At 69.1% G+C, this 17,995-nt stretch carries 17 protein-coding genes and 1 riboswitch; of the genes, 2 read left to right on the top strand and 15 right to left on the bottom strand.

Annotated features, from left to right (window positions below; all coding sequences use genetic code 11):
* Positions 1 to 10: 10 nt before the first annotated feature.
* The 5 genes from ftsH to dacB form a co-directional block, all read right to left on the bottom strand.
* Entirely contained in the window at positions 11 to 2,074 is a 2,064-nt protein-coding gene (gene ftsH / locus ACFX43_RS04930) for an ATP-dependent zinc metalloprotease FtsH (protein ID WP_378817746.1), read from the bottom strand.
* A gap of 151 nt (positions 2,075 to 2,225) precedes the next feature.
* A complete protein-coding gene (gene hpt / locus ACFX43_RS04925) occupies positions 2,226 to 2,777 on the bottom strand; it encodes a hypoxanthine phosphoribosyltransferase (RefSeq protein WP_141801736.1) in 552 nt (183 codons plus the stop codon).
* 118 nt (positions 2,778 to 2,895) lie between these two features.
* Positions 2,896 to 3,873 (bottom strand): tRNA lysidine(34) synthetase TilS, encoded by a 978-nt coding sequence (gene tilS / locus ACFX43_RS04920; RefSeq protein ID WP_378817744.1) that lies wholly within the window; start codon positions 3,871 to 3,873, stop codon positions 2,896 to 2,898.
* Between the two features lie 79 nt (positions 3,874 to 3,952).
* Positions 3,953 to 5,002, bottom strand: coding sequence for a zinc-dependent metalloprotease (locus ACFX43_RS04915; RefSeq protein WP_378817742.1), 1,050 nt, complete (start codon positions 5,000 to 5,002; stop codon positions 3,953 to 3,955).
* Between the two features lie 24 nt (positions 5,003 to 5,026).
* Positions 5,027 to 6,406, bottom strand: a complete 1,380-nt coding sequence (dacB, locus tag ACFX43_RS04910; protein ID WP_378817741.1) for a D-alanyl-D-alanine carboxypeptidase/D-alanyl-D-alanine-endopeptidase — start codon at positions 6,404 to 6,406, stop codon at positions 5,027 to 5,029.
* 86 nt (positions 6,407 to 6,492) lie between these two features.
* Here dacB and ACFX43_RS04905 point away from each other — a divergent pair, with 86 nt between their 5' ends.
* Entirely contained in the window at positions 6,493 to 6,984 is a 492-nt protein-coding gene (locus ACFX43_RS04905; RefSeq protein WP_378817739.1) for an inorganic diphosphatase, read from the top strand.
* A gap of 40 nt (positions 6,985 to 7,024) precedes the next feature.
* On the opposite strand, the gene ACFX43_RS04900 is transcribed toward ACFX43_RS04905, so the two are convergent.
* The 7 genes from ACFX43_RS04900 to ACFX43_RS04870 all read right to left on the bottom strand — a co-directional run bounded on the left by ACFX43_RS04900 (position 7,025) and on the right by ACFX43_RS04870 (position 15,616).
* Positions 7,025 to 7,591 (bottom strand): AAA family ATPase, encoded by a 567-nt coding sequence (locus tag ACFX43_RS04900; RefSeq protein WP_378817737.1) that lies wholly within the window; start codon positions 7,589 to 7,591, stop codon positions 7,025 to 7,027.
* Between the two features lie 117 nt (positions 7,592 to 7,708).
* Entirely contained in the window at positions 7,709 to 8,197 is a 489-nt protein-coding gene (locus ACFX43_RS04895) for a DUF559 domain-containing protein (RefSeq protein ID WP_378817734.1), read from the bottom strand.
* A 644-nt stretch (positions 8,198 to 8,841) separates the two neighbouring features.
* Positions 8,842 to 10,755: an acyl-CoA dehydrogenase gene (locus tag ACFX43_RS04890; protein ID WP_378817731.1), complete on the bottom strand. Its 1,914-nt coding sequence runs from the start codon at positions 10,753 to 10,755 to the stop codon at positions 8,842 to 8,844.
* A 30-nt stretch (positions 10,756 to 10,785) separates the two neighbouring features.
* Complete coding sequence (locus ACFX43_RS04885) at positions 10,786 to 11,853, bottom strand: phosphatase PAP2 family protein (RefSeq protein WP_378817728.1); 1,068 nt, start codon at positions 11,851 to 11,853, stop codon at positions 10,786 to 10,788.
* A gap of 11 nt (positions 11,854 to 11,864) precedes the next feature.
* A complete protein-coding gene (locus ACFX43_RS04880) occupies positions 11,865 to 12,881 on the bottom strand; it encodes an ABC transporter ATP-binding protein (protein ID WP_378817726.1) in 1,017 nt (338 codons plus the stop codon).
* Between the two features lie 18 nt (positions 12,882 to 12,899).
* Positions 12,900 to 14,537: an ABC transporter permease gene (locus ACFX43_RS04875; RefSeq protein WP_378817723.1), complete on the bottom strand. Its 1,638-nt coding sequence runs from the start codon at positions 14,535 to 14,537 to the stop codon at positions 12,900 to 12,902.
* Positions 14,538 to 14,554: 17 nt separating this feature from the next.
* Positions 14,555 to 15,616 (bottom strand): thiamine ABC transporter substrate binding subunit, encoded by a 1,062-nt coding sequence (locus tag ACFX43_RS04870; protein WP_378817721.1) that lies wholly within the window; start codon positions 15,614 to 15,616, stop codon positions 14,555 to 14,557.
* A riboswitch (TPP riboswitch) is annotated at positions 15,613 to 15,721 on the bottom strand. It overlaps the preceding gene by 4 nt.
* 30 nt (positions 15,722 to 15,751) lie before the next feature.
* Here ACFX43_RS04870 and ACFX43_RS04865 point away from each other — a divergent pair.
* A complete protein-coding gene (locus tag ACFX43_RS04865) occupies positions 15,752 to 16,183 on the top strand; it encodes a GNAT family N-acetyltransferase (RefSeq protein ID WP_378817718.1) in 432 nt (143 codons plus the stop codon).
* Here the strand turns inward: ACFX43_RS04865 and ACFX43_RS04860 are convergent.
* Genes ACFX43_RS04860 through ACFX43_RS04850 form a run of 3 tightly spaced genes read right to left on the bottom strand, consistent with a single transcriptional unit; the run spans position 16,173 to position 17,990 of the window.
* On the bottom strand, positions 16,173 to 17,225 hold the full coding sequence (locus tag ACFX43_RS04860) for an MBL fold metallo-hydrolase (protein WP_378817716.1): 1,053 nt from the start codon (positions 17,223 to 17,225) through the stop codon (positions 16,173 to 16,175). The two genes, ACFX43_RS04865 and ACFX43_RS04860, sit on opposite strands and share 11 nt — an antisense overlap.
* Positions 17,191 to 17,637 carry a hypothetical protein gene (locus tag ACFX43_RS04855; RefSeq protein WP_378817714.1) on the bottom strand — a complete coding sequence of 149 codons (447 nt, stop codon included), beginning with the start codon at positions 17,635 to 17,637 and terminating at the stop codon, positions 17,191 to 17,193. The genes ACFX43_RS04860 and ACFX43_RS04855 overlap by 35 nt, the downstream gene beginning before the upstream one ends.
* Positions 17,634 to 17,990 (bottom strand): hypothetical protein, encoded by a 357-nt coding sequence (locus tag ACFX43_RS04850; protein ID WP_378817713.1) that lies wholly within the window; start codon positions 17,988 to 17,990, stop codon positions 17,634 to 17,636. Before ACFX43_RS04850 ends, ACFX43_RS04855 begins: the two co-directional genes overlap by 4 nt.
* Between the last annotated feature and the right edge of the window lie 5 nt (positions 17,991 to 17,995).

Raw genomic sequence — 17,995 nt, 5'->3', positions numbered from 1 at the left:
GTCTTCAGTATCAGGCGGGCGGGGTGCCCTCGGGCGAGCCGGCCTCGGTCGGCTTGGCGAGGTCGACACCGTTGGCGGCCTGGGCACCCGACTGGGCGCCGGACTGCTTCCCGGCGGCTCGGATCGCCTTGGCGAGGTTCTCCTTGTCGCGCTCGACGATCCACCGCGGGATCTCGACCGCCGGGCGGTCGGAGGGGCGGCGGGTGTCGGAGCCGGTCCAGGCCGGACGCGGGTCGCGGCGACGCAGCGGCTCGAAGATCTCGGCGACCTCGTGCTTGGAGAGCGTCTCCTTCTCGAGGAGCTGCAGCACCAGGCTGTCGAGGACGTCCCGGTTCTCCTCGAGAATGTCGAAGGCCTCCTGGTGCGCGGTTGCGAGGAGCTTCTTGGTCTCGTCGTCGACGACGGCGGCGACCTCCTCGGAGTAGTTGCGCTGGTGACCGATGTCACGGCCCAGGAACGGCTCCCCGTTGGACTCACCGAGCTTGATCGCGCCGAGGCGCTCGGTCATACCGAACTGGGTGACCATCGCGCGGGCGAGGTTGGTCGCCTTCTCGATGTCGTTGCCGGCACCCGTGGTCGGGTCGTGGAAGATGAGCTCCTCCGCGGCACGGCCACCGAGCATGTAGGAGAGCTTGTTGAGCATCGAGGACCGGGTCTGCGAGTACTGGTCGTCGTCGGGCATGACCAGGTTGTAGCCCAGCGCCTTGCCGCGCGGCAGGATCGTGATCTTCTGGACCACGTCCGGGCCCGGAAGGGCTGCGGCGACCAGCGCGTGGCCACCCTCGTGGTAGGCGGTGATGAGCTTCTCCTGCTCGCTCATCAGACGCGTGCGCTTCTGCGGGCCGGCGATGACCCGGTCGATGGCCTCGTCGAGCGCCCTGTTGGTGATCAGCTTCTGGTCGCTGCGGGCGGTCAGCAGCGCGGCCTCGTTGAGCACGTTGGCCAGGTCGGCACCGGAGAACCCGGGGGTCCGGCGGGCGACCGAGTCGAGGTCGATGTCGCCGGCCAGCGGCTTGCCGCGGGCGTGGACCTGCAGGATCTTCTCGCGACCGGCGAGGTCGGGAGCGTCCACCTGGATCTGGCGGTCGAAGCGGCCCGGGCGCAGCAGCGCCGGGTCGAGCACGTCGGGACGGTTGGTCGCCGCGATCAGGATGACCCCGCCGCGTACGTCGAAGCCGTCCATCTCCACGAGGAGCTGGTTGAGCGTCTGCTCACGCTCGTCGTGGCCACCGCCCATGCCGGCACCACGGTGACGGCCGACGGCGTCGATCTCGTCGATGAAGACGATGGCGGGAGCGTTCTCCTTGGCCTGCTCGAACAGGTCGCGGACACGGCTCGCACCGACACCGACGAACATCTCGACGAAGTCCGAACCGGAGATCGAGTAGAACGGCACGCCGGCCTCGCCCGCGACGGCGCGCGCGAGCAGGGTCTTACCGGTGCCTGGCTGGCCGTAGAGCAGCACGCCCTTGGGGATCTTGGCGCCGACGGCCTGGAACTTCGCGGGCTCCTGCAGGAACTCCTTGATCTCCTGGAGCTCCTCGACAGCCTCGTCAGCACCGGCGACGTCGGCGAACGTCGTCTTCGGCATGTCCTTGGTGATCAGCTTCGCCTTGGACTTGGCGAACTGCATGACCCCGCGACCGCCACCGCCCTGGACCGAGTTCATCAGGAACAGGAACAGCACGATGATCAGGACGAACGGAAGCAGGAAGCTCAGGATCGAGCCGAGCACGGAGGGCTTGGCCACCTCGGAGTTGAACTCCTTGAGGTTCTCACCCTCGGCCTCGGTCTTGCGCACCATCTGGATGAGCGCTTCCTGGTCACCGTCGACCCAGGAGGTCGTGACCTCGGAGCCGCCATCACGGGTGCCCTTGACCAAGGTCGCCTTGATCTCCTGGTCGCCGTCGACGAACGTGATCTCCTTGACCTTGTCGTCCTGGATGTATTCGGTCAGCTCGCTGGTGGTGATCTCGTCGCCGCCGTTGCGGGGGGCCAGATACTGCAGCGCCAGGATCACACCGAGCACTGCCACGATGATCCACAGCCAGGGACCTTTGAATATGCGCTTCACAGGCTTCTTTCAACCGTTTACGGGGTCAGACACGCACGCAGGGCAGCGTGCACGTCATTTAGAACGACGGTACACGCCAAATCGTGCCCACCCCATCTGCGCGGTTCCGCTGTTGGCGTAACAGCAGGCGCTCGCCGGCTCAGTTCCAGCCTCAGCTGTAGATGTGCGGCGCGAGGGTCGAGATGTCGCGCAGGTTGCGGTACTTCTCGTTGAAGTCGAGGCCGTAGCCGACCACGAACTCGTCGGGGATGTCCCACCCGACGTACTTCACGTCGACCGGCATGCTGACCGCCTCGGGCTTGCGGAGCAGGGTGGCGATCTCGATGCTCGCCGGGCCGCGGCTGGTGAGGTTGGAGGTCAGCCAGGTCAGGGTCAGGCCGGAGTCGATGATCTCGTCCACGACGAGCACGTGCTTGCCGGTGACGTCGGTGTCGAGGTCCTTCAGGATCCTCACCACACCGGACGACTTGGTGCCGGAGCCGTAGGAGGAGACGGCCATCCAGTCCATCTCGACGTGGCGGTTCAGGGCGCGCGCGAGGTCGGCCATGATCATCACCGCGCCGCGCAGGACGCCGACGATCAGCAGCTCCTGACCCTCGTAGTCCTTCTCGATCCGGCGGGCCAGCTCTTCGACCTTCGCCTGGATCTCGTCGTGGGTGAACAGGGTCTTCACGAGGTCGTCGCCGACGTACTCGGTGTCCATGTCCGTCACTCTAGATGGTGGTGACGCATGCGGCGGAATACCCGGTTCACCGGGTATCCCTGCACTTCTCAGGCGTTGCAATGCCAGAGAAGTGCAGGAACACCCTGAGAAGTCCGGCTTACGACCCGCTCGACGCAGGTCGGATGTGGATCGAGCCGTCGCGACGTACGGCCTGGCGGTGTCCGGGAAGGTCGATCCAGCGCTGGCCGCGCCAGTCAGTGACCAACCGGTCGATCGCCAAGACGTGCTCACGGGTCAGCTCCGCCGGTGGGCAGCCGGCTTCGATCGCGGCGATCCGGAGGACCCGGGTGCGGACGGCGGACGGATACCCGGCGAGGGTCTCGACGGGGAGGGATCCGCCGAGCTCGCGGTGCATCGCCTCGGCGATGTCGTCGATGAAGTCGGCGTCCTCGCGGAGCTGCTCGGCGGTGCGAGCCAGCGCGTCGGCGACCCCCGGGCCGAGGTCCTCCTCGAGCGTGGGCAGGACGCGGTGGCGGATGCGCGCGCGGGTGTAGGCGAAGTCGCGGTTGTGCGGGTCCTGCCAGACGTCGAGGCCTTCGACCTGGCAGGCGGTCTCGGTGTCGATCCTGGTCGTCGCCAGGAGCGGACGGCGATAGCGGTCGAAGCCGGCTCGCATCCCGGATAGGCTGCGCGCGCCCGAGCCCCTGGTCAGGCCCAGCAGCACGGTCTCGGCCTGGTCGTCGCGGGTGTGGCCGAGCAGGATCACGCTCGCGCCGAGGCGCTCGGCGAGCTGGTCGAGGACCGCGTAACGGGCCTGGCGCGCAGCCGCCTCGGGACCCTCACCGTCGGCCTTGACCTCCACCGTCGCGGTCACGGTCTCGTCCACGCCCATCTGGGCGAGCTGTCCGACGACCTTCGCGGCCTGTGCGTGGCTGCCGTCCTGCAGGCCGTGGTCGACGGTCGCGCCGATGATGTGCAGCCCGAGCTTGTGACCCTCGAAGACCGCGGCCGAGGCCAGCGCCAGCGAGTCCGCTCCCCCGGAGCAGGCCACGATCACCTTCTCGCCCGGCTCGAGCCGCTCCAGTGTGGCGCGGACGGGTCGCCGTACCGCAGCAACCGAAGGATGCAAGCTCATGCCGCCGCCTCCGTCGAGGAGCGCGAAGAATACGGAAGCGGCGGCATGTTGTATTGGATTGTCGCTCGCTGGCGCTCGCTCACAGGACCCGGGTCACCCAGGCGTTCGGCTCGACGATCTCGGCCTTGGTCGGGAGGTTCTCGGGGCCGGCGAAGACGGCGTTGAACTCCTCCATGCCGACCCGGTCGACCACGTGGCGTACGAACTTCGCGCCGTCGCGGTACTGGGCCATCTTGGCCTCCAGCCCGAGCAGACGGCGCAGCAGGCGGTCGAGGACGCCGATGCCCTGGCGGCGCTTGTTGAAGGCCTTGCGGATCGTGGTGACGCTCGGGATCACGCCGGGGCCGACATCGTCCATGACCACGTCGGCGTGGCCCTCGAGCAGCGACATCATCCCGGTGACCCGGTCGATGATCTCCTTCTGCTCGGGCTTGGCGAACGCGTCCACGATGCTGCCGTTGCCCTTGAGCGCCTCGGTGACGCGCTGCAGCCCGCCGTCGAAGATCGAGGCCGGGTCCATCGCTTCGGAGAGGCCCTCGATCTGGGCGAAGAGGTGGTCGCGCATCCACGGGCTGGCGGTGAACTGGACCCGGTGGGTCTCCTCGTGGAGGCAGACCCACAGCCGGAAGTCGGTCGGGTCCAGGCCGAGCTCGCGCTCGACGTGGACGGCGTTGGGTGCTACCAGCAGCAGCCGCCCCGACGGCCCGTAGAACGGGTCGAACTGGCCGAGGATCTTCGAAGACATGAAGCCGAGCAGGCCGCCGACCTCGGCCGCGCTGATCTTGGAGCCGACCGCCTGGGTCAGGGCTCCCGGGGTGCGCTTCGCGGTGATCCGGTCGACCACCGGCGAGATCACGTGGGCGAAGGTGTCGGCGTTGGCCTGGATCCAGCCCCTTCTGTCCACCACCAGGACCGGCGCGGTGTCGCGGGGCGCGTCCAGACCGGTGAAGGCGCGTACGAACTCGGTCGCCTTGGCGGCGTCCGCGCGCAGCTCCTCGACGGCGTGCTGAGCCTCGCTGCGCGAGACGATCGGGCCATCTCCGCCGATCGTCGCACCGAGGCGTACGGCCAGGTCCCAGTCGACCATGGTCGCTCCGGACGGGGCGGGGTCCTCAGCACGATGGGTCATGCATACGACCGTAGCCGACCGGACCTATGCCGAACATCGACACGTCGCGACCGCCGTCATCGCGTCATCGAGGGCGTCGCGTACGTCCAGGGTCTGCGCCGGCTTGAACCCGTCGGCCATGAGTACGACGACGAACGGCGTGCCGCGGGTGTCGATCGCGATGCCGGAGAGTCCGGAGACGCCGGTGAGGGTGCCGGTCTTCGCCCGGACGCGGCCGCGACCCGGCTCGGCGTCGAAGTTGAACCGCCGCGAGAGCGAGCCGACCCAGCCGGCGACCGGGAGGCCCGTCATGGCCGGCGCGAGCTCGGGGCGGTTGGAGCTTGCGGCGGCCTGGAGAGTGCTCACCAGCAGCGTCGGCGGGATCCGGTTCTGCCGGGAGAGGCCGGAGCCGTCGCGGAGGACCAGGCCGGTGGTGTCGATGCCGAGCTCCTTCAGGGTGGCCGTGATCGCCGCGGTGGAGCCGTCGAACGTCGGGGTGCCCGCCGCGAGCCCGACCTGGCGAGCGAGCACCTCGGCGAGCTGGTTGTCGCTGTGCTGCAGGGTGTATTCGACGATCTCACGCAGGGTGTCGCCCTGGCGTACGGCGAGCTGGGTGCCGGCCTTCGTCCCCCTCGTGGGCTTCCCGTTGACCTTGATCCCGTGCTTGACCAGCGCCTTCTTGAACTGCTCGGCGGCCTGCATCGACGGGTCCCGGCTGTAGCCCGACGACTGGGAGCCGCCGTGGTCGACCAGCAGCGCGGTGATCCCACCGACCTCCTCACCCAGGTAGGTGCGTCGCCAGGTAGGGCTCAGGGTCGGGCCACCGAAGAGGGTGTCGTCGAAGGCGAGGGTCACCGACTTGGTGGTGCCGAGCTCCCGGGCCGTCTCCCCGGCGAGGTCGTCGAGGTCGCTGGTGCTGAGAGATGCGTCACCTCCGCCGACGAGGGTGACGGTGCTCCCCTGGAGGGTGGTGCTCGTCTCGAACCGGCGCTCCGGGCCGTACGCCTCCAGGACCGCCACGCTGGTCAGCACCTTCGTGACGCTCGCCGGGGTCGCGGCCCCGGTGCCGTGGCTCACCAGCGGAGCGCCCTCGAGCGGCGCGATCGCCGCCTTGAGGTGCTTGCCGAGCCGCTTGTCGCCGACCATCTCCCGCATCACCTGCTCCAGCGCCGCCTGATCAGGCTTTCCCGGGGCTCTGGTCTGCTCGCCCGCAACCGCCGCGGGGCTGACCGCGGCGATGCTCAGCGGGGCTGGCGGAGGGGTCGGCGCGACGTTGCCGCGGGCATAGCGGACCCACCCCAAGGCGTACGCAGCTGCTGCGACTCCCACCAGCAGCGCGAGCACCAGCGGCAGCACGACCACGAGCTTTCCGCGGCCCTCCTCCGGCTCCTCGGAAGGCCACTTCGGCGCGCTTTGGGGCTCCACGGATATCCTCCTCGATGCCGGATCTGACGCCGATCGGTGTCAGACTGTCCGGCATTCCGTTTTTGGGTTTGTCTGGAGGCAGAGAAGTGACGCTGGAGTTCGACGTACTGATCGAGGTCCCCAAGGGATCCCGCAACAAGTACGAGGTGGACCACGAGTCGAACCGGCTTCGACTCGACCGCGTGCTGTTCACCTCCATGATGTACCCCGCAGACTACGGCTACATCGAGGACACCCTCGGTGGGGATGGTGACCCGCTCGACGCGCTGGTGCTCACCCCCTACCCGCTCTTCCCAGGTGTGCTGGTCGAGGCCCGCCCGGTCGCGATGTACGTCATGGAGGACGAGAAGGGCCAGGACGAGAAGGTCCTCTGCGTCCCCTGCGACCCCCGCTTCGACCACATCCAGGACCTCGCGGATGTCGACGAGTGGACGCTCAACGAGATCAAGCACTTCTTCGAGCACTACAAGGACCTCGAGCCCGGCAAGACCGTCAAGGGCTCCGACTGGGTCGGCAAGGCCGCCGCGGAGTCGGAGATCGCCGCGTCCATCGACCGGTTCAAGAACACCGCTCACTGAGGCTTCGTGGGGGCAGATTCCCGCCATGGCGGGAATCTGCTCATGAAGCCGCCGTCGTGACGTCGCCGATGGCGCTGAGAACGGCGGCGTACGTCGCATCCGCCGCATCCGCGACGCTCGGGACCATCCTCGTCCCGGGACGTCGGGCAACCAGCTCGCGCAGCCTCGCGGCGTAATCACGTAGGACATCGTCGCCACCTGCTTCGGCGACCAGGCTCCGCACGATCGGATGCCACGGGTCCGTGCCGTCGTCGCGGCGGTGGAAGCGGCGTACGGCATCGTCGGTTTCGGCCTCCAGCATGACCTCGACGAACTCGGCACCCGCATCGAGCGCCGCCCGCTCGAACTTCTCGAGCTCACTCACCCTGGCGAGCAGCTGCGGCAACACCACATCCCCGGACTCCCGGAGATAGCCGGCGATCATGCCGAGCGCTGCCGGGCGGATCCGTGCACCCGCCTCCTCGAAGTCGTCGCGCCAGCCACCGATGAACGTCCGCAGCACGTCGACGTCACACAGCAGAGTGCCCGGGTGTTCCGTGGCGTACCGACGCGCGATCGTCGATTTCCCCACCCCGGGCAACCCGTTGAGCAAGATCAGGCGATTCACGCGGCGAGCGTATCGGCGGGCCGGGGCAAATTCCCGCCATGGCGGGATTCTGCGGCGGCGAGGGGTCGATCCTGGCAGCAATTTCCCGCCATGGCGGGATGCTGGCGCCTGCCTCAATCAGGCGCGATCCGGGAAGTGCTGCTTCCAGTTGTCGCTCAGCTTTCTGGGTACGCCCGGCTCGCCTCGCTGGAGGAGCACCCGATGGATCCTCTCCAAGGTCGTGCCTGGAGAGGTGTAGACGTCCTTGGCGACGAAGACGAGGATCCGCCATCCGTCGGTGTCGATCGCCTCACGGCGAAGAAGGTCGGACTCCCACTGTTCCTCGCGCTCGACGTGGTGCTTTCCGTCGTACTCGATGATCGTGCGCGAGCGCAGGTAGCTCAGGTCGTACTTCCGCCTGTCCAGCTCATCTCCGACCAGGGCGTTGACCGCAGGCTCTGGGAGCCCGGCGAGCACGATCAACAGGCGTAGTCGGGTCTCCATCGGCGAGTCCACCCCCGCGCGGACCAGTGAGGCGGCCCGACGCGCGAGGGCGGCACCAGGGCTCTTCGCCGTCGCACTGTGCTCCGCCAGCTCGTCCGGCGTCGCCAGCCCTCGTCGGACCATGTGATCGCCGACGACAACCAGCTCTACAAGCGGAATCAGCGCAGCCAGGTCGACAAAGACCTGTGCCGGAGCCGAGACATCCACGTGATCGAACTTCGTGATCAATCCGTCAGGCGCCGAATGGCAGCTGATCTGAGGACGTCCACGACGCTGGCTGCGCCGGAGAACCGTCACATGCTCACCCGGTAACGGAGGGATCGGGAGCTCCCACACCCGGGCCGCTGTCGCGTGACTGGCCCACGCCCCGAGCGGGTCCACACTCAGCACGACCGCCTCCGCGATCAGCAGCGGAGTCACCTCCACGGCGCTCGACACGTAGATCCCGTGGAAGAGCCGCCGGAATTCCCTGCGCCTCCGGCGCGGATCGAATCCGCTCGCCAGAGCGTGCTTGCGCCGGAACGGTCGGGTCGGATCGATCGGGATTCTGGGGATGGTCTTGGGCTTGATGCGTACGGCAGTCATACGGGAATCGTGCGCAATCCGCAGAACGCTCGCAGAAGTTATCCACACCCCCTGTGGATAACTCGCTCCAAGGGCGCTGGCGCACTAGGCGGCACTTTCCCGCCATGGCGGGATTCTGCCGCGCACCCAGCCCAATCGACCCCGCATTTTCCCGCCATGGCGGGAAAATGGCTCACGCCGCCTCAGCCGAGAAGGTCCTTCGACCGCAGCAGCTCTTCCGGTACGCCGAAGCCGTCGACGAGCAGCCGCGCGTCCGGGCGCAGCTGGCGGCAGAGGCGGTTGACCTCGGCGGTGATCGCCTTGGAGCGCTCGGAGGAGAGACGGCCGTGCTCCATGAACCAGGCGCGGTCGGCCTCGATGACCGAGAGGGCGCTGAGGTCGCAGAGGAGGTCCATCAGGTCGCGTACGGGACCCTCGGGGAGCACGCGGACCTTCTCCCGGAACGCCTCGTGGATCAGCCGCTCGACGTGCGCGTGAGCGACCCCGATGACGTGGTCCTGCACCGTCGAGAAGACCGCGCCCGGCTCGCGCCCGGCCTTGACCCCCGACTGCAGGCGCCGGGCGACGCCGGCGAGCATGTGCTCCTCGCGGAAGCGCAGCATCGCCAGGTGGTAGTCGGAGTCGAGGATGTCAGGCTCTCGCTCTCCTGCCACCGGGACCACGTCGCGGACCCGCTCGAGCAGCTTGTGCACGGCGGTCCGCTCCAGGACCGTCTCGACGGCGAGACCTGCCACGAACCGCACCAGGTCCAGCTGGTCCATCTCTTCGAACTCGCTGGAGTAGCCGGTGAGCAGCCCCTTGGCGACCAGCTGCAGCAGCACCGTGTTGTCGCCCTCGAAGGTCGTGAAGACGTCGGTGTCGGCCTTCAGGGCCGCGAACCGGTTGGCGGCCAGGTAGCCCGCCCCGCCGCACGCCTCCCGGCACTCCTGGATCGTCCGGGTCGCGTGCCAGGTCGCCAGGGCCTTGGTGCCGGCCGCTCGCGACTCGAGCTCGCGCCGGGCGTGCTCGGAGGTCGCGACGCCGGAGAAGACGTCGTGCAGGTCGTCGCGTACGACCTCCTGCGCGAAGCGCAGCGCATAGGTCCGCGCGACCAGCGGCAGCAGGCGCCGCTGGTGCTGGCCGTAGTCGAGGAGCAGCGACTCCTCGGCGTCCGACGACGCCTCGAACTGCCGGCGCCGCAGCGCGTAGCGGACAGCGATCGTCAGCGCGACCTCCGATGCCCGGATCGCCGCCCCACCGACCGAGACGCGTCCCTGCACGAGCGTGCCGAGCATGGTGAAGAAGCGCCGTCCGGCCGACTCGATCTCGGAGACGTACTCGCCGGCCTCGGTGACGTCCGCGAAGCGGTTCAGGAGAGACGTACGCGGCACCCGCACGCCCGTGAACCACAGTCGTCCGTTGTCGACGCCGTTGAGTCCCATCTTGGGTCCGTCGTCCTCGATCCGGACACCGGGAGCGGGCGCGCCGTCCACCCGGATCGGCACCACGAGAGCATGGACGCCGCGCTCCTCGCCGCCGACCACGAGCTGGGCGAAGACGACCGCGAGCTCACCGTGGGCCGCGGCGTTGCCGATGTAGTCCTTGTACGCATCCTCCCGGGTCGTCTCGATGACGAACTCCCGCGCATCCGGGTCGTAGGTGGCCACGGTCCCCACCGCGGCCACGTTGGACCCGTGGCCGTGCTCGGTCATCGCGAAGCAGCCGAGCAGGCGCCCGGAGACGATGTCGGCGAGATACCGATCGTGGTGGCGCGCCGTGCCGAGCTGCAGGATCGCGCCGCCGAAGAGCCCGAACTGCACGCCCGACTTCACCAGCAGCGACAGGTCTCCGCCAGCCATCTCCTCGAAGGCGGCGATGGAGGCGCCGACGTCACCACCCCCGCCGTACTCCTTGGGAAACCCGAGCCCGGTCAGACCGGTCGCGGAGACGTCGAGAAGCGTCTCGCGCACCCGCTCCCGATACTCGGCCCGAGGCAGCTCCTCCACCTCGTCGAGGAAGTCGGCGCGCTCGGCCAGGGCCTTACGTACGTCCTGTCGGACCTCGGCATATCGCCCGTCGAGAAGTGAAGTCAGTGCTGCGGCATCGATGGCGTTCACGCGGCCACCCTATGCCGGGTCGGGCCAGGATCAGGTCAGCTCGTGGGCGACCTTCGCCTCGCGTTCGGCGATCTCGTCGGACTCCGGGACGAGTCGCCGCACGCCCTTGCGCTGGAACTTCTGGCCGGCCGCGAGGCCGCCGAAGTAGTAGGCGACGAGCGCGATCATGCAGCCCGCGATGTCGTCGGCGAGGTAGTGCCAGCCGAAGTAGACGGTCGCCACGACGGTGATCCCGAAGTTGATCCAGCCGGCCCAGCGGGCGATCTTGTTGTCGATGGTGGCGTGGATCATCAGCGCCACCAGCAGGGTGATGCCGCAGTGCAGCGAGGCGAAGCCACCGACCGACTGCACGACGTTGGCGTCCACGTCGAAGAGGACGTGTTGTCGGGTGAAGACCAGCGATTCCATCAGTGTGCTCGCCGGCGTCTCGGGCAGATCCGCGTAGAGATAGGGGTACTGCAGGCCCGGACCGACCGTCGGCAGGCAGTAGTACGAGACCGTGCCCAGGATCCAGGCGATGCACTGCGAGCTCACGAACCAGTAGCCGTAGGCGAGGTTGCGCGACCACACCAGCCATCCGGCGACGGCGAACGGCACCAGCGGCAGGAACCACATGTAGATGTAGGAGAGGAACCAGGCCGCCCAGCCGGTGCCGAGGAGGTCGTGGAGCACGATCGCCGGGTCGGCGCCGAAGAGCACCGCCTTGTCGATCAGGTGCAGCTCGTGGTCGAACTCATAGGTCTCCGGCACCACGAACGGCAGGAACGACTTGAGGTTCCGGTAGCAGACGTAGACCAGGTAGAAGCAGACGATGCCCAACGCCACCAGCGTCAGCCGCTCACGGGTCCAGTGGGTGCGGAGCCGCTCCTTGAAGATCGGGCCCATGTCCTTCCACTTGAACCTCGCCAACCACAGCGTGCGTGGCACGAGGTCGACGAGCAGGGCGGCTCCGACGAGGAGGGGCAACCGGAGCCAGGACGGTCCGAGGAAGCCCTCCGGGTCGAGCATGCGCTTGTCGACGATCTGCGCGGTAACGACTGCGATCAGGCCGAAGATCAGCGCGCTACTGACGAGGAAGATCTGAGCGCGGCGATACATAGCCGCTAAGTTTAAATGGCGGGTGGCTGCTCTGCCGATTCGGGGACAACAGATTCTGGAATGGCCAGCCGGTTCGGCTCCACCCTCAGCCTGACCGACTCCCCCGGGGCAGGCGCCGAGTCTGCGACCGCGTCGACCTCGCCGATGTCGTCGAGACGTACGACGAGCCGGTGCTGTTCCGGAGTGGCCCTGGCCGAGACGACGGTGCCGGTGAGCGGCCCCACCGGGTCGGCGACGAAGGCCGAGCGGCGGAGCGCCACCGCGTCGGCGGGGCTGAGCCCGGCGGCCTTCAGGACCGTGTACGCCGCCGGCCCCTCGAGCACGCGGGCGTAGCCCAGGAACAGGGCGGCCCAGGTGTCCGTCGGCCTCGCCCACACCTCCCGCAGGGTCCCCGCCTGCACCAGGTGACCGTCTCGCAGGAGCGCGATCCGGTCGGCCACCGCGAAGGCCTCCTCCTGGTCGTGGGTGACCATCAGCGCGGTGGTGCCCGCCTCGTGCAGGATCCGACGCAGGTCGCCCGCGAGCCGTTCCCGCAGCCCCGCGTCGAGCGCGGAGAGCGGCTCGTCGAGGAGCAGCAGCCTCGGTTCGACGGCGAGCGCCCGCGCGAGCGCGACCCGCTGCCGCTCGCCACCGCTCAGCGTGCCCGGGAGGCGGTCCTGGTAGCCGCCCAGGCCGACGAGCTCCAGCAGGTCGGCGACCTTCCTCGTACGGTCGGCGGCCGGGACGCGGCGCAACCGCATCGCGTAGGCGACGTTGTTCGCGACGCTGAGGTGCGAGAACAGCTGCCCGTCCTGGAACATCAGCGCGAAGCCACGCTTGTGCGTCGGCACCCCGCGCAGCTCCCGCCCGTCCCAGCTGATCTCGCCCGTCGCCGGCTCCAGCCCCGCAACGGCCCGCAGCAGCGTCGACTTCCCCGACCCCGACGGCCCGAGCAGCGCCAGCACCTCCCCGTCCGCCAACTCCAGGCTGACGTCCGAGACGGCCGCCTTCCCGTCGTACGCCACCGACACCTCACGCAGCGAGAGCATCGCAACCTCGATCCTGGTTCACAGTGCTCCGATCGAAGGTACGCGGAGACGCTCGACGAGGAGCATCACGACGGCGGTGGCGGCGGCGAGGACGCAGGCGGCGGCGAGGGCCATGCCGTAGTTGTCGGAGCCCGGACGGGACAGCAGTCGCAGGATGACGACGGGGAGGGTGGGGCGCTCCTCGCGGACGAGGAAGGACGTCGCGCCGAACTCCCCCAGCGACGCTGCGAACGCGAACCCGGAGGAGGCGAGGAGCGGCTTCCAGATGGCAGGTACGTCCACGGTCATGACCGCGCGCAACGGCCCGGCACCGAGCCCGGCGGCGGCCTGACGGAGGCGGTCGTCGACCGATCCCAGCACCGGCACCAACGTCCTCACCACCAGGGGCAGCGCGACGAGGGCCTGCGCCAGCGGCACCAGCCACGGCTCGTCGCGGAAGTCGAGCGGGGCCGACCCTAGGGTCAGGTAGAGCCCGAGCCCCAGCGTGACGGCGCTGACCCCGAGCGGCACCATGAACAGCCCGTCCAGGACGGAACGCACCCGCCGCTCGGCCACCGAACGGGACCGGCGCGTCACCGCGAACGCCACCAGCAGCCCGAGGGCCAGCGCGACCAACGAGGCTTGCACCGCGACCGCCAGCGAGGTCATCAGCGCGGTCGTGGCCGGCACCGGCAGCGGTGGGTCGAACCCGGGAGTCTGCAGGGCCGTGTAGTTCCGGAGACTCCACCGGTCGTCGTCTCGCAGCGACCCGAGCAGCAGGGCGAGCAGCGGCCCGGCGACCAGCAGCACCAGCACCGACGTCGACAACAGGGCCGGGATGTCTCGCAGCGAGACCCGCCGGCGGCGTACGACGACCCGGGACTGCGCGGGATCAGGCACCGAGCGCAGCCGGCCGGCCACGACCAGCAGCCCGATGACGACCACCAGCTGGAGCACCGACAGCACCGCGGCACCGGGAAGGTCGAACAGGGTGAAGGTCAGCTTGTAGATCTCAGTCTCGATGCTGTTGTAGCGCACTCCGCCGAGGGTGAGCACGATCCCGAACGCGGTCGCGCAGAAGAGGAAGACCACCGACGCCGCGGAGACGATCGCGGGACGCAGCGCCGGCAGCGTGATCGTCAGCAGGACCCGCGCCGGTGAGGCGCCCAGCGCGGCAGCGGCCTCCCCGGGACGCGGGTCGAGCGACTCCCAGGCCGCGCCGACCGCGCGGATCACCACCGAGGCGTTGAAGAACACCAGCCCGAGGATGATCGCGGTCGGAGTCCCGTCGAGCCCCAACCCGGCCAGCGGCCCGGCCTCGCCGATGAGCTCGCGGAAGGCGACCCCGACGACGACGGTGGGGAGCACGAACGGCACCAGCAGTCCCGCCCGGATGACCCGCTGCATCGGAAAGCTCAGCCGATAGAGCGCGAACGCGGCCGGCAGCCCGAGCGCGACGCTCAGCACCGTTGCCAGCCCCGAGGACCACAGCGTGAACCAGAGCGCCCGCTGGATCTCCGGGCGCCCCAGGATCCTGGTCACGACCGACGGATCGAAGGATCCTTCGAAGAACAGGCCGCGCTGCACCATCCCGATGACCGGCAGGACGAAGAAGACCGCCAGCACGGCCACCGGGAGGGCGGCGAGCGCGACCAGGGTCCCGATTCGCCGGGTCACAGCACGACGGGTAGAGCTCACTGCGCGATCGTGTCACTCCAGGTCGCCAGCCACGCTTCCCGGTTCTCGTCGATCTCCTCGGGCTCGACCGAGAGCGGCGAGGTCGGCTGCTGCGCGAACTTCGCCCAGTCGGCGGGCAGCTCGACACCGGAGGAGACGGGGAACACGTACATGCTCTCCGGCAGCGCCCCCTGCACGCTGTCGGAGAGCATGAAGTCGATCAGCGCCTTGGCGCCCTCGGGGTGGTCGGCGCCCTCGAGCACGCCGGCGTACTCGACCTGTCGGAAGCAGGTGTCCAGCAGCGCCTTGGTCGTCGTCTTGCCGTCCTTGACGGTGAAGGCCGGCGAGGAGTCGTACGACACGACGATCGGTCGCGTCCCCTTGCCGCCGCCCTGGGTGAAGTCTGAGTAGTAGGCCTGGTCCCAGCCGTCGACGACCTTGGTGCCGTTGTCCATCAGCTTGCCCCAGTAGTCGGCCCAGCCGTCCTCGCCGTACTCGGCGACGGTCGCCAGCAGGAACGCCATCCCCGGTGTCGACGTCGCCGCGCCGGGGGTCACGAAGAGATCCTTGTACGCAGGCTCGGCCAGGTCGTCGAGCGACTCCGGCGGCGCCAGCTTCTTGGCCGCGAACCACTCGGTGTCGATGTTGACGCACACGCTGCCGTTGTCGACCGGGGTGAGGAAGTGCTCCTCGTCGCCCGGAAGGTTGAACTCGTCGACCCCGGCCGGGACCGTCTCCGGCGTGTAGGCCTCCAGCGCGCCCTGGTCGATCGCGCGGCTGGCGAAGGTGTTGTCGACGCCGAAGACCGCGTCACCGTCGGGGTTGCCGGTGTCCATGGCGACCTTGGTGGTCAGCTCGCCACCGTCGCCCGCGTGCCGGATCTCGGCGGTGTAGCCGGTCTTCTCGGTGAACTCGGCCAGCACCTCCTTCGGCAGCGTGAAGCTGTCGTGGGTCAGCAGCACGACCGACTTGTCGTCGGAACCGCTCGACGGCTCGGCGTCCGGCTCGGCGGGGCTGCCCCCGCACGCGGACAGCAGCAGCGCCGAGATAGCAGTGGCAGCGATGGCAGGCGTACGCATGCGCATTCCTGACTCCCTTCGCCGGTATCAACCGGAGCAGGTTCGGAGGGTCTGCGGCGCTGTTCGCCGCACTCTCAGGCCTTCCGGCCTCCCCTGTCTGTTCCCGCCAACACTACTGGTTGCGAGAATCCACCCATGACCGACGTCGCCCTCTCGTCCTTCGACGACCTCTCCCCGAAGACCGCGTACGCCCTGTGGCGACTGCGCCAGGAGGTCTTCATCGTCGAGCAGGACTGCCCCTACCTCGATCTGGACGGCCGCGATCTCGAGCCCGGGACGCGTCACGTGGTGCTGACCGACGGCGACCAGCTCGCCGGCACCGCCCGCATCCTCGACGACGGCGACGTGTGGCGGATCGGCCGCGTCGTCCTCGCCCCCACCCACCGCGGCCAAGGCCTGGCGGACGTGATCATGAAGGCCGCCGTCGAGGCCGTCACTGACCGCGATGTCGTCCTCGACGCTCAGACGCCGCTGGCCGGCTGGTACGCCAAGTTCGGGTTCGTGAAGGACGGCGAGGAGTTCCTCGAGGACGGCATCCCGCACACCCCGATGCGGCTCACCCGGTGACGGGGGCGAACAGGACGCTGGTCTCGGTCTCCTCGCGGGTTGCCTGACCGCGGGCGGCCAACAGCTCGAGGTGGGCCTTGGTCTCCATGACCGCGAGGCCGGCGTTGAAGTAGTCGAGCTCGGCGAAGGCACGCTCGTGGCGGGTCCAGCCGAGGTCGTTGGCGACCTCGAGCGCCGAGCGCCGACCGGCCTTCAGCGACGCCAGCGACTGGGCGAGCCGCGACTCGTGGTGGGCCAGGAGCTCGTCGACGCGGGCGTGCGACGACGAGGCGACCGGCCCGTGGGCGGGGAGAAGTCGCAGGTCGGGCAGGGTGCGGACCTTGGTCAGCGAAGCCATGAAGTCGCCCAACGGGTCGATGACCGGCACCGGCTCGAAGCCGATCGACGGCGTGATCGTGGGCAGCACGTGGTCGCCGGCGAAGAGGACCGAGCCGGCCAGATCGGCATAGACGTAATGGCCCTGGGTGTGTCCGGGGGTGTGCACGGCGTCGAGGCCGCGACCGGCCACATCCAGGCGTACGTCGCCTTCGAGCCACTGGTCGGGCATCCGCCAGTGGGACAGTTCGGGTGCGGGCGGCGGGTTGGCGGCCCAGAGCTCGGCCAGCTCGTGCGCACCGGCGTGGGCGAGCAGCCGGTCGGTCGAGACCCAGCCGTCGAGGTCGCCGTTGGTGAGCTCGAGGGTGGGCCGGTCGCCGGCGCCGAGCAGCACGTCCGCGCCGAACTCCTGACCGAGCACCGAGGCGAGCGTGTAGTGGTCGCGATGCACGTGGGTGACCAGGAACCGCCGGATGTCGCCGAACTCGAAGCCCAGCTTCTTCAGCCCGGACTCGAGCGCCGTACGTCCCTCGGTGATCGCCCAGCCACCGTCGACCAGGGAGAGCCCGTCGTCGCCCTCGAGGACGTAGATGTTGACCGCCTTGAGCCCGTCCATCGGCAGCGGCAGCGGGATCCGGTGCACGCCGTCGGCGACCGTCCACGCCCCCGGAGCGGACCAGTGCTCCCCCGAGTCAGGCGAGATTGCGGTGGCTGTCGACTGACTCATCCGTCTCCTTCGGGTTGACCTTCCAGAGCCAGAGCAGGCCCAGGATCGGCAACAGGGCAGGAACGAATCCGTATCCGCTCCCGAACTTCGACCATACCGAGTCGTCCGGGAACCAGGACGGCACGGCCAAGGACAGGACACCGACGACGATCACGCCGGCCAGCTCGATCCACAGCATGATCTTCGCGAAACCTGCCGACCCGGCGGCGGCCCGGCGGATCGCGAACCAGCCCGCGACGTACGTCGCCGCGGCGACGACCGAGAGCGAGTAGGCGATCGGGGCCCCGCCGAAGTCGGTGAAGACCTGCACCAGCGACCGGGCGCCCGCGGCGAGCACGAAGATCGCATAGACGGTCAGCAGCACCAGGTGCGGACCGGAACGAGTCTTGACGGGCGCGGTCGGGGTGCTCACCGCACCATCATGACGCGTACGGCCACGACGCCCGTTGCCAGGGCAGCCGCCGCGATCACGCCCGAGGACCAGGTCGAACGATCACCGCGCATCGTCTGCAGGGCCAGCGGCATCAGGCACACCAGCGCGCCGAGGTAGCCCAGGAAGGTCGACAGCGACTCCGGCTTGCGTCCGCCCGACCAGGCCGCCAGCGCCCCGATCGCGAGCACGACCGCCAGGATCTCCAGCATCCACGCCACCTGGTCCAGCCACTTCGGCCGGGGCGCCTTCAGCACCACGCCGAGCACGGCCGCGACCGTCACGAACGCGGCATACCCGGCCACGATAAATCCGATCAGGGTCACGGCGTCCACGTGCC

The organism is Nocardioides sp. YIM B13467 (genome assembly GCF_042788075.1).
Taxonomy (GTDB): domain Bacteria; phylum Actinomycetota; class Actinomycetes; order Propionibacteriales; family Nocardioidaceae; genus Nocardioides.
The sequence above is the reverse complement of the archived record's forward strand: the minus strand, read 5'-3'. Positions and strand labels throughout refer to the sequence as shown.

What these genes read in the sequence shown, in the direction of transcription:
- ACFX43_RS04865 (WP_378817718.1), top strand. Translation starts at nt 15,752, where the DNA reads ATGACCGACGTCGCCCTCTCGTCCTTCGACGACCTCTCCCCGAAGACC.
- ACFX43_RS04915 (WP_378817742.1), bottom strand. Translation starts at nt 5,002, where the DNA reads ATGACCCATCGTGCTGAGGACCCCGCCCCGTCCGGAGCGACCATGGTC.
- ACFX43_RS04880 (WP_378817726.1), bottom strand. Translation starts at nt 12,881, where the DNA reads ATGCTCTCGCTGCGTGAGGTGTCGGTGGCGTACGACGGGAAGGCGGCC.
- ACFX43_RS04885 (WP_378817728.1), bottom strand. Translation starts at nt 11,853, where the DNA reads ATGTATCGCCGCGCTCAGATCTTCCTCGTCAGTAGCGCGCTGATCTTC.
- tilS (WP_378817744.1), bottom strand. Translation starts at nt 3,873, where the DNA reads ATGAGCTTGCATCCTTCGGTTGCTGCGGTACGGCGACCCGTCCGCGCC.
- ACFX43_RS04895 (WP_378817734.1), bottom strand. Translation starts at nt 8,197, where the DNA reads ATGGTCCGACGAGGGCTGGCGACGCCGGACGAGCTGGCGGAGCACAGT.
- hpt (WP_141801736.1), bottom strand. Translation starts at nt 2,777, where the DNA reads ATGGACACCGAGTACGTCGGCGACGACCTCGTGAAGACCCTGTTCACC.
- ACFX43_RS04860 (WP_378817716.1), bottom strand. Translation starts at nt 17,225, where the DNA reads ATGAGTCAGTCGACAGCCACCGCAATCTCGCCTGACTCGGGGGAGCAC.
- ACFX43_RS04870 (WP_378817721.1), bottom strand. Translation starts at nt 15,616, where the DNA reads ATGCGTACGCCTGCCATCGCTGCCACTGCTATCTCGGCGCTGCTGCTG.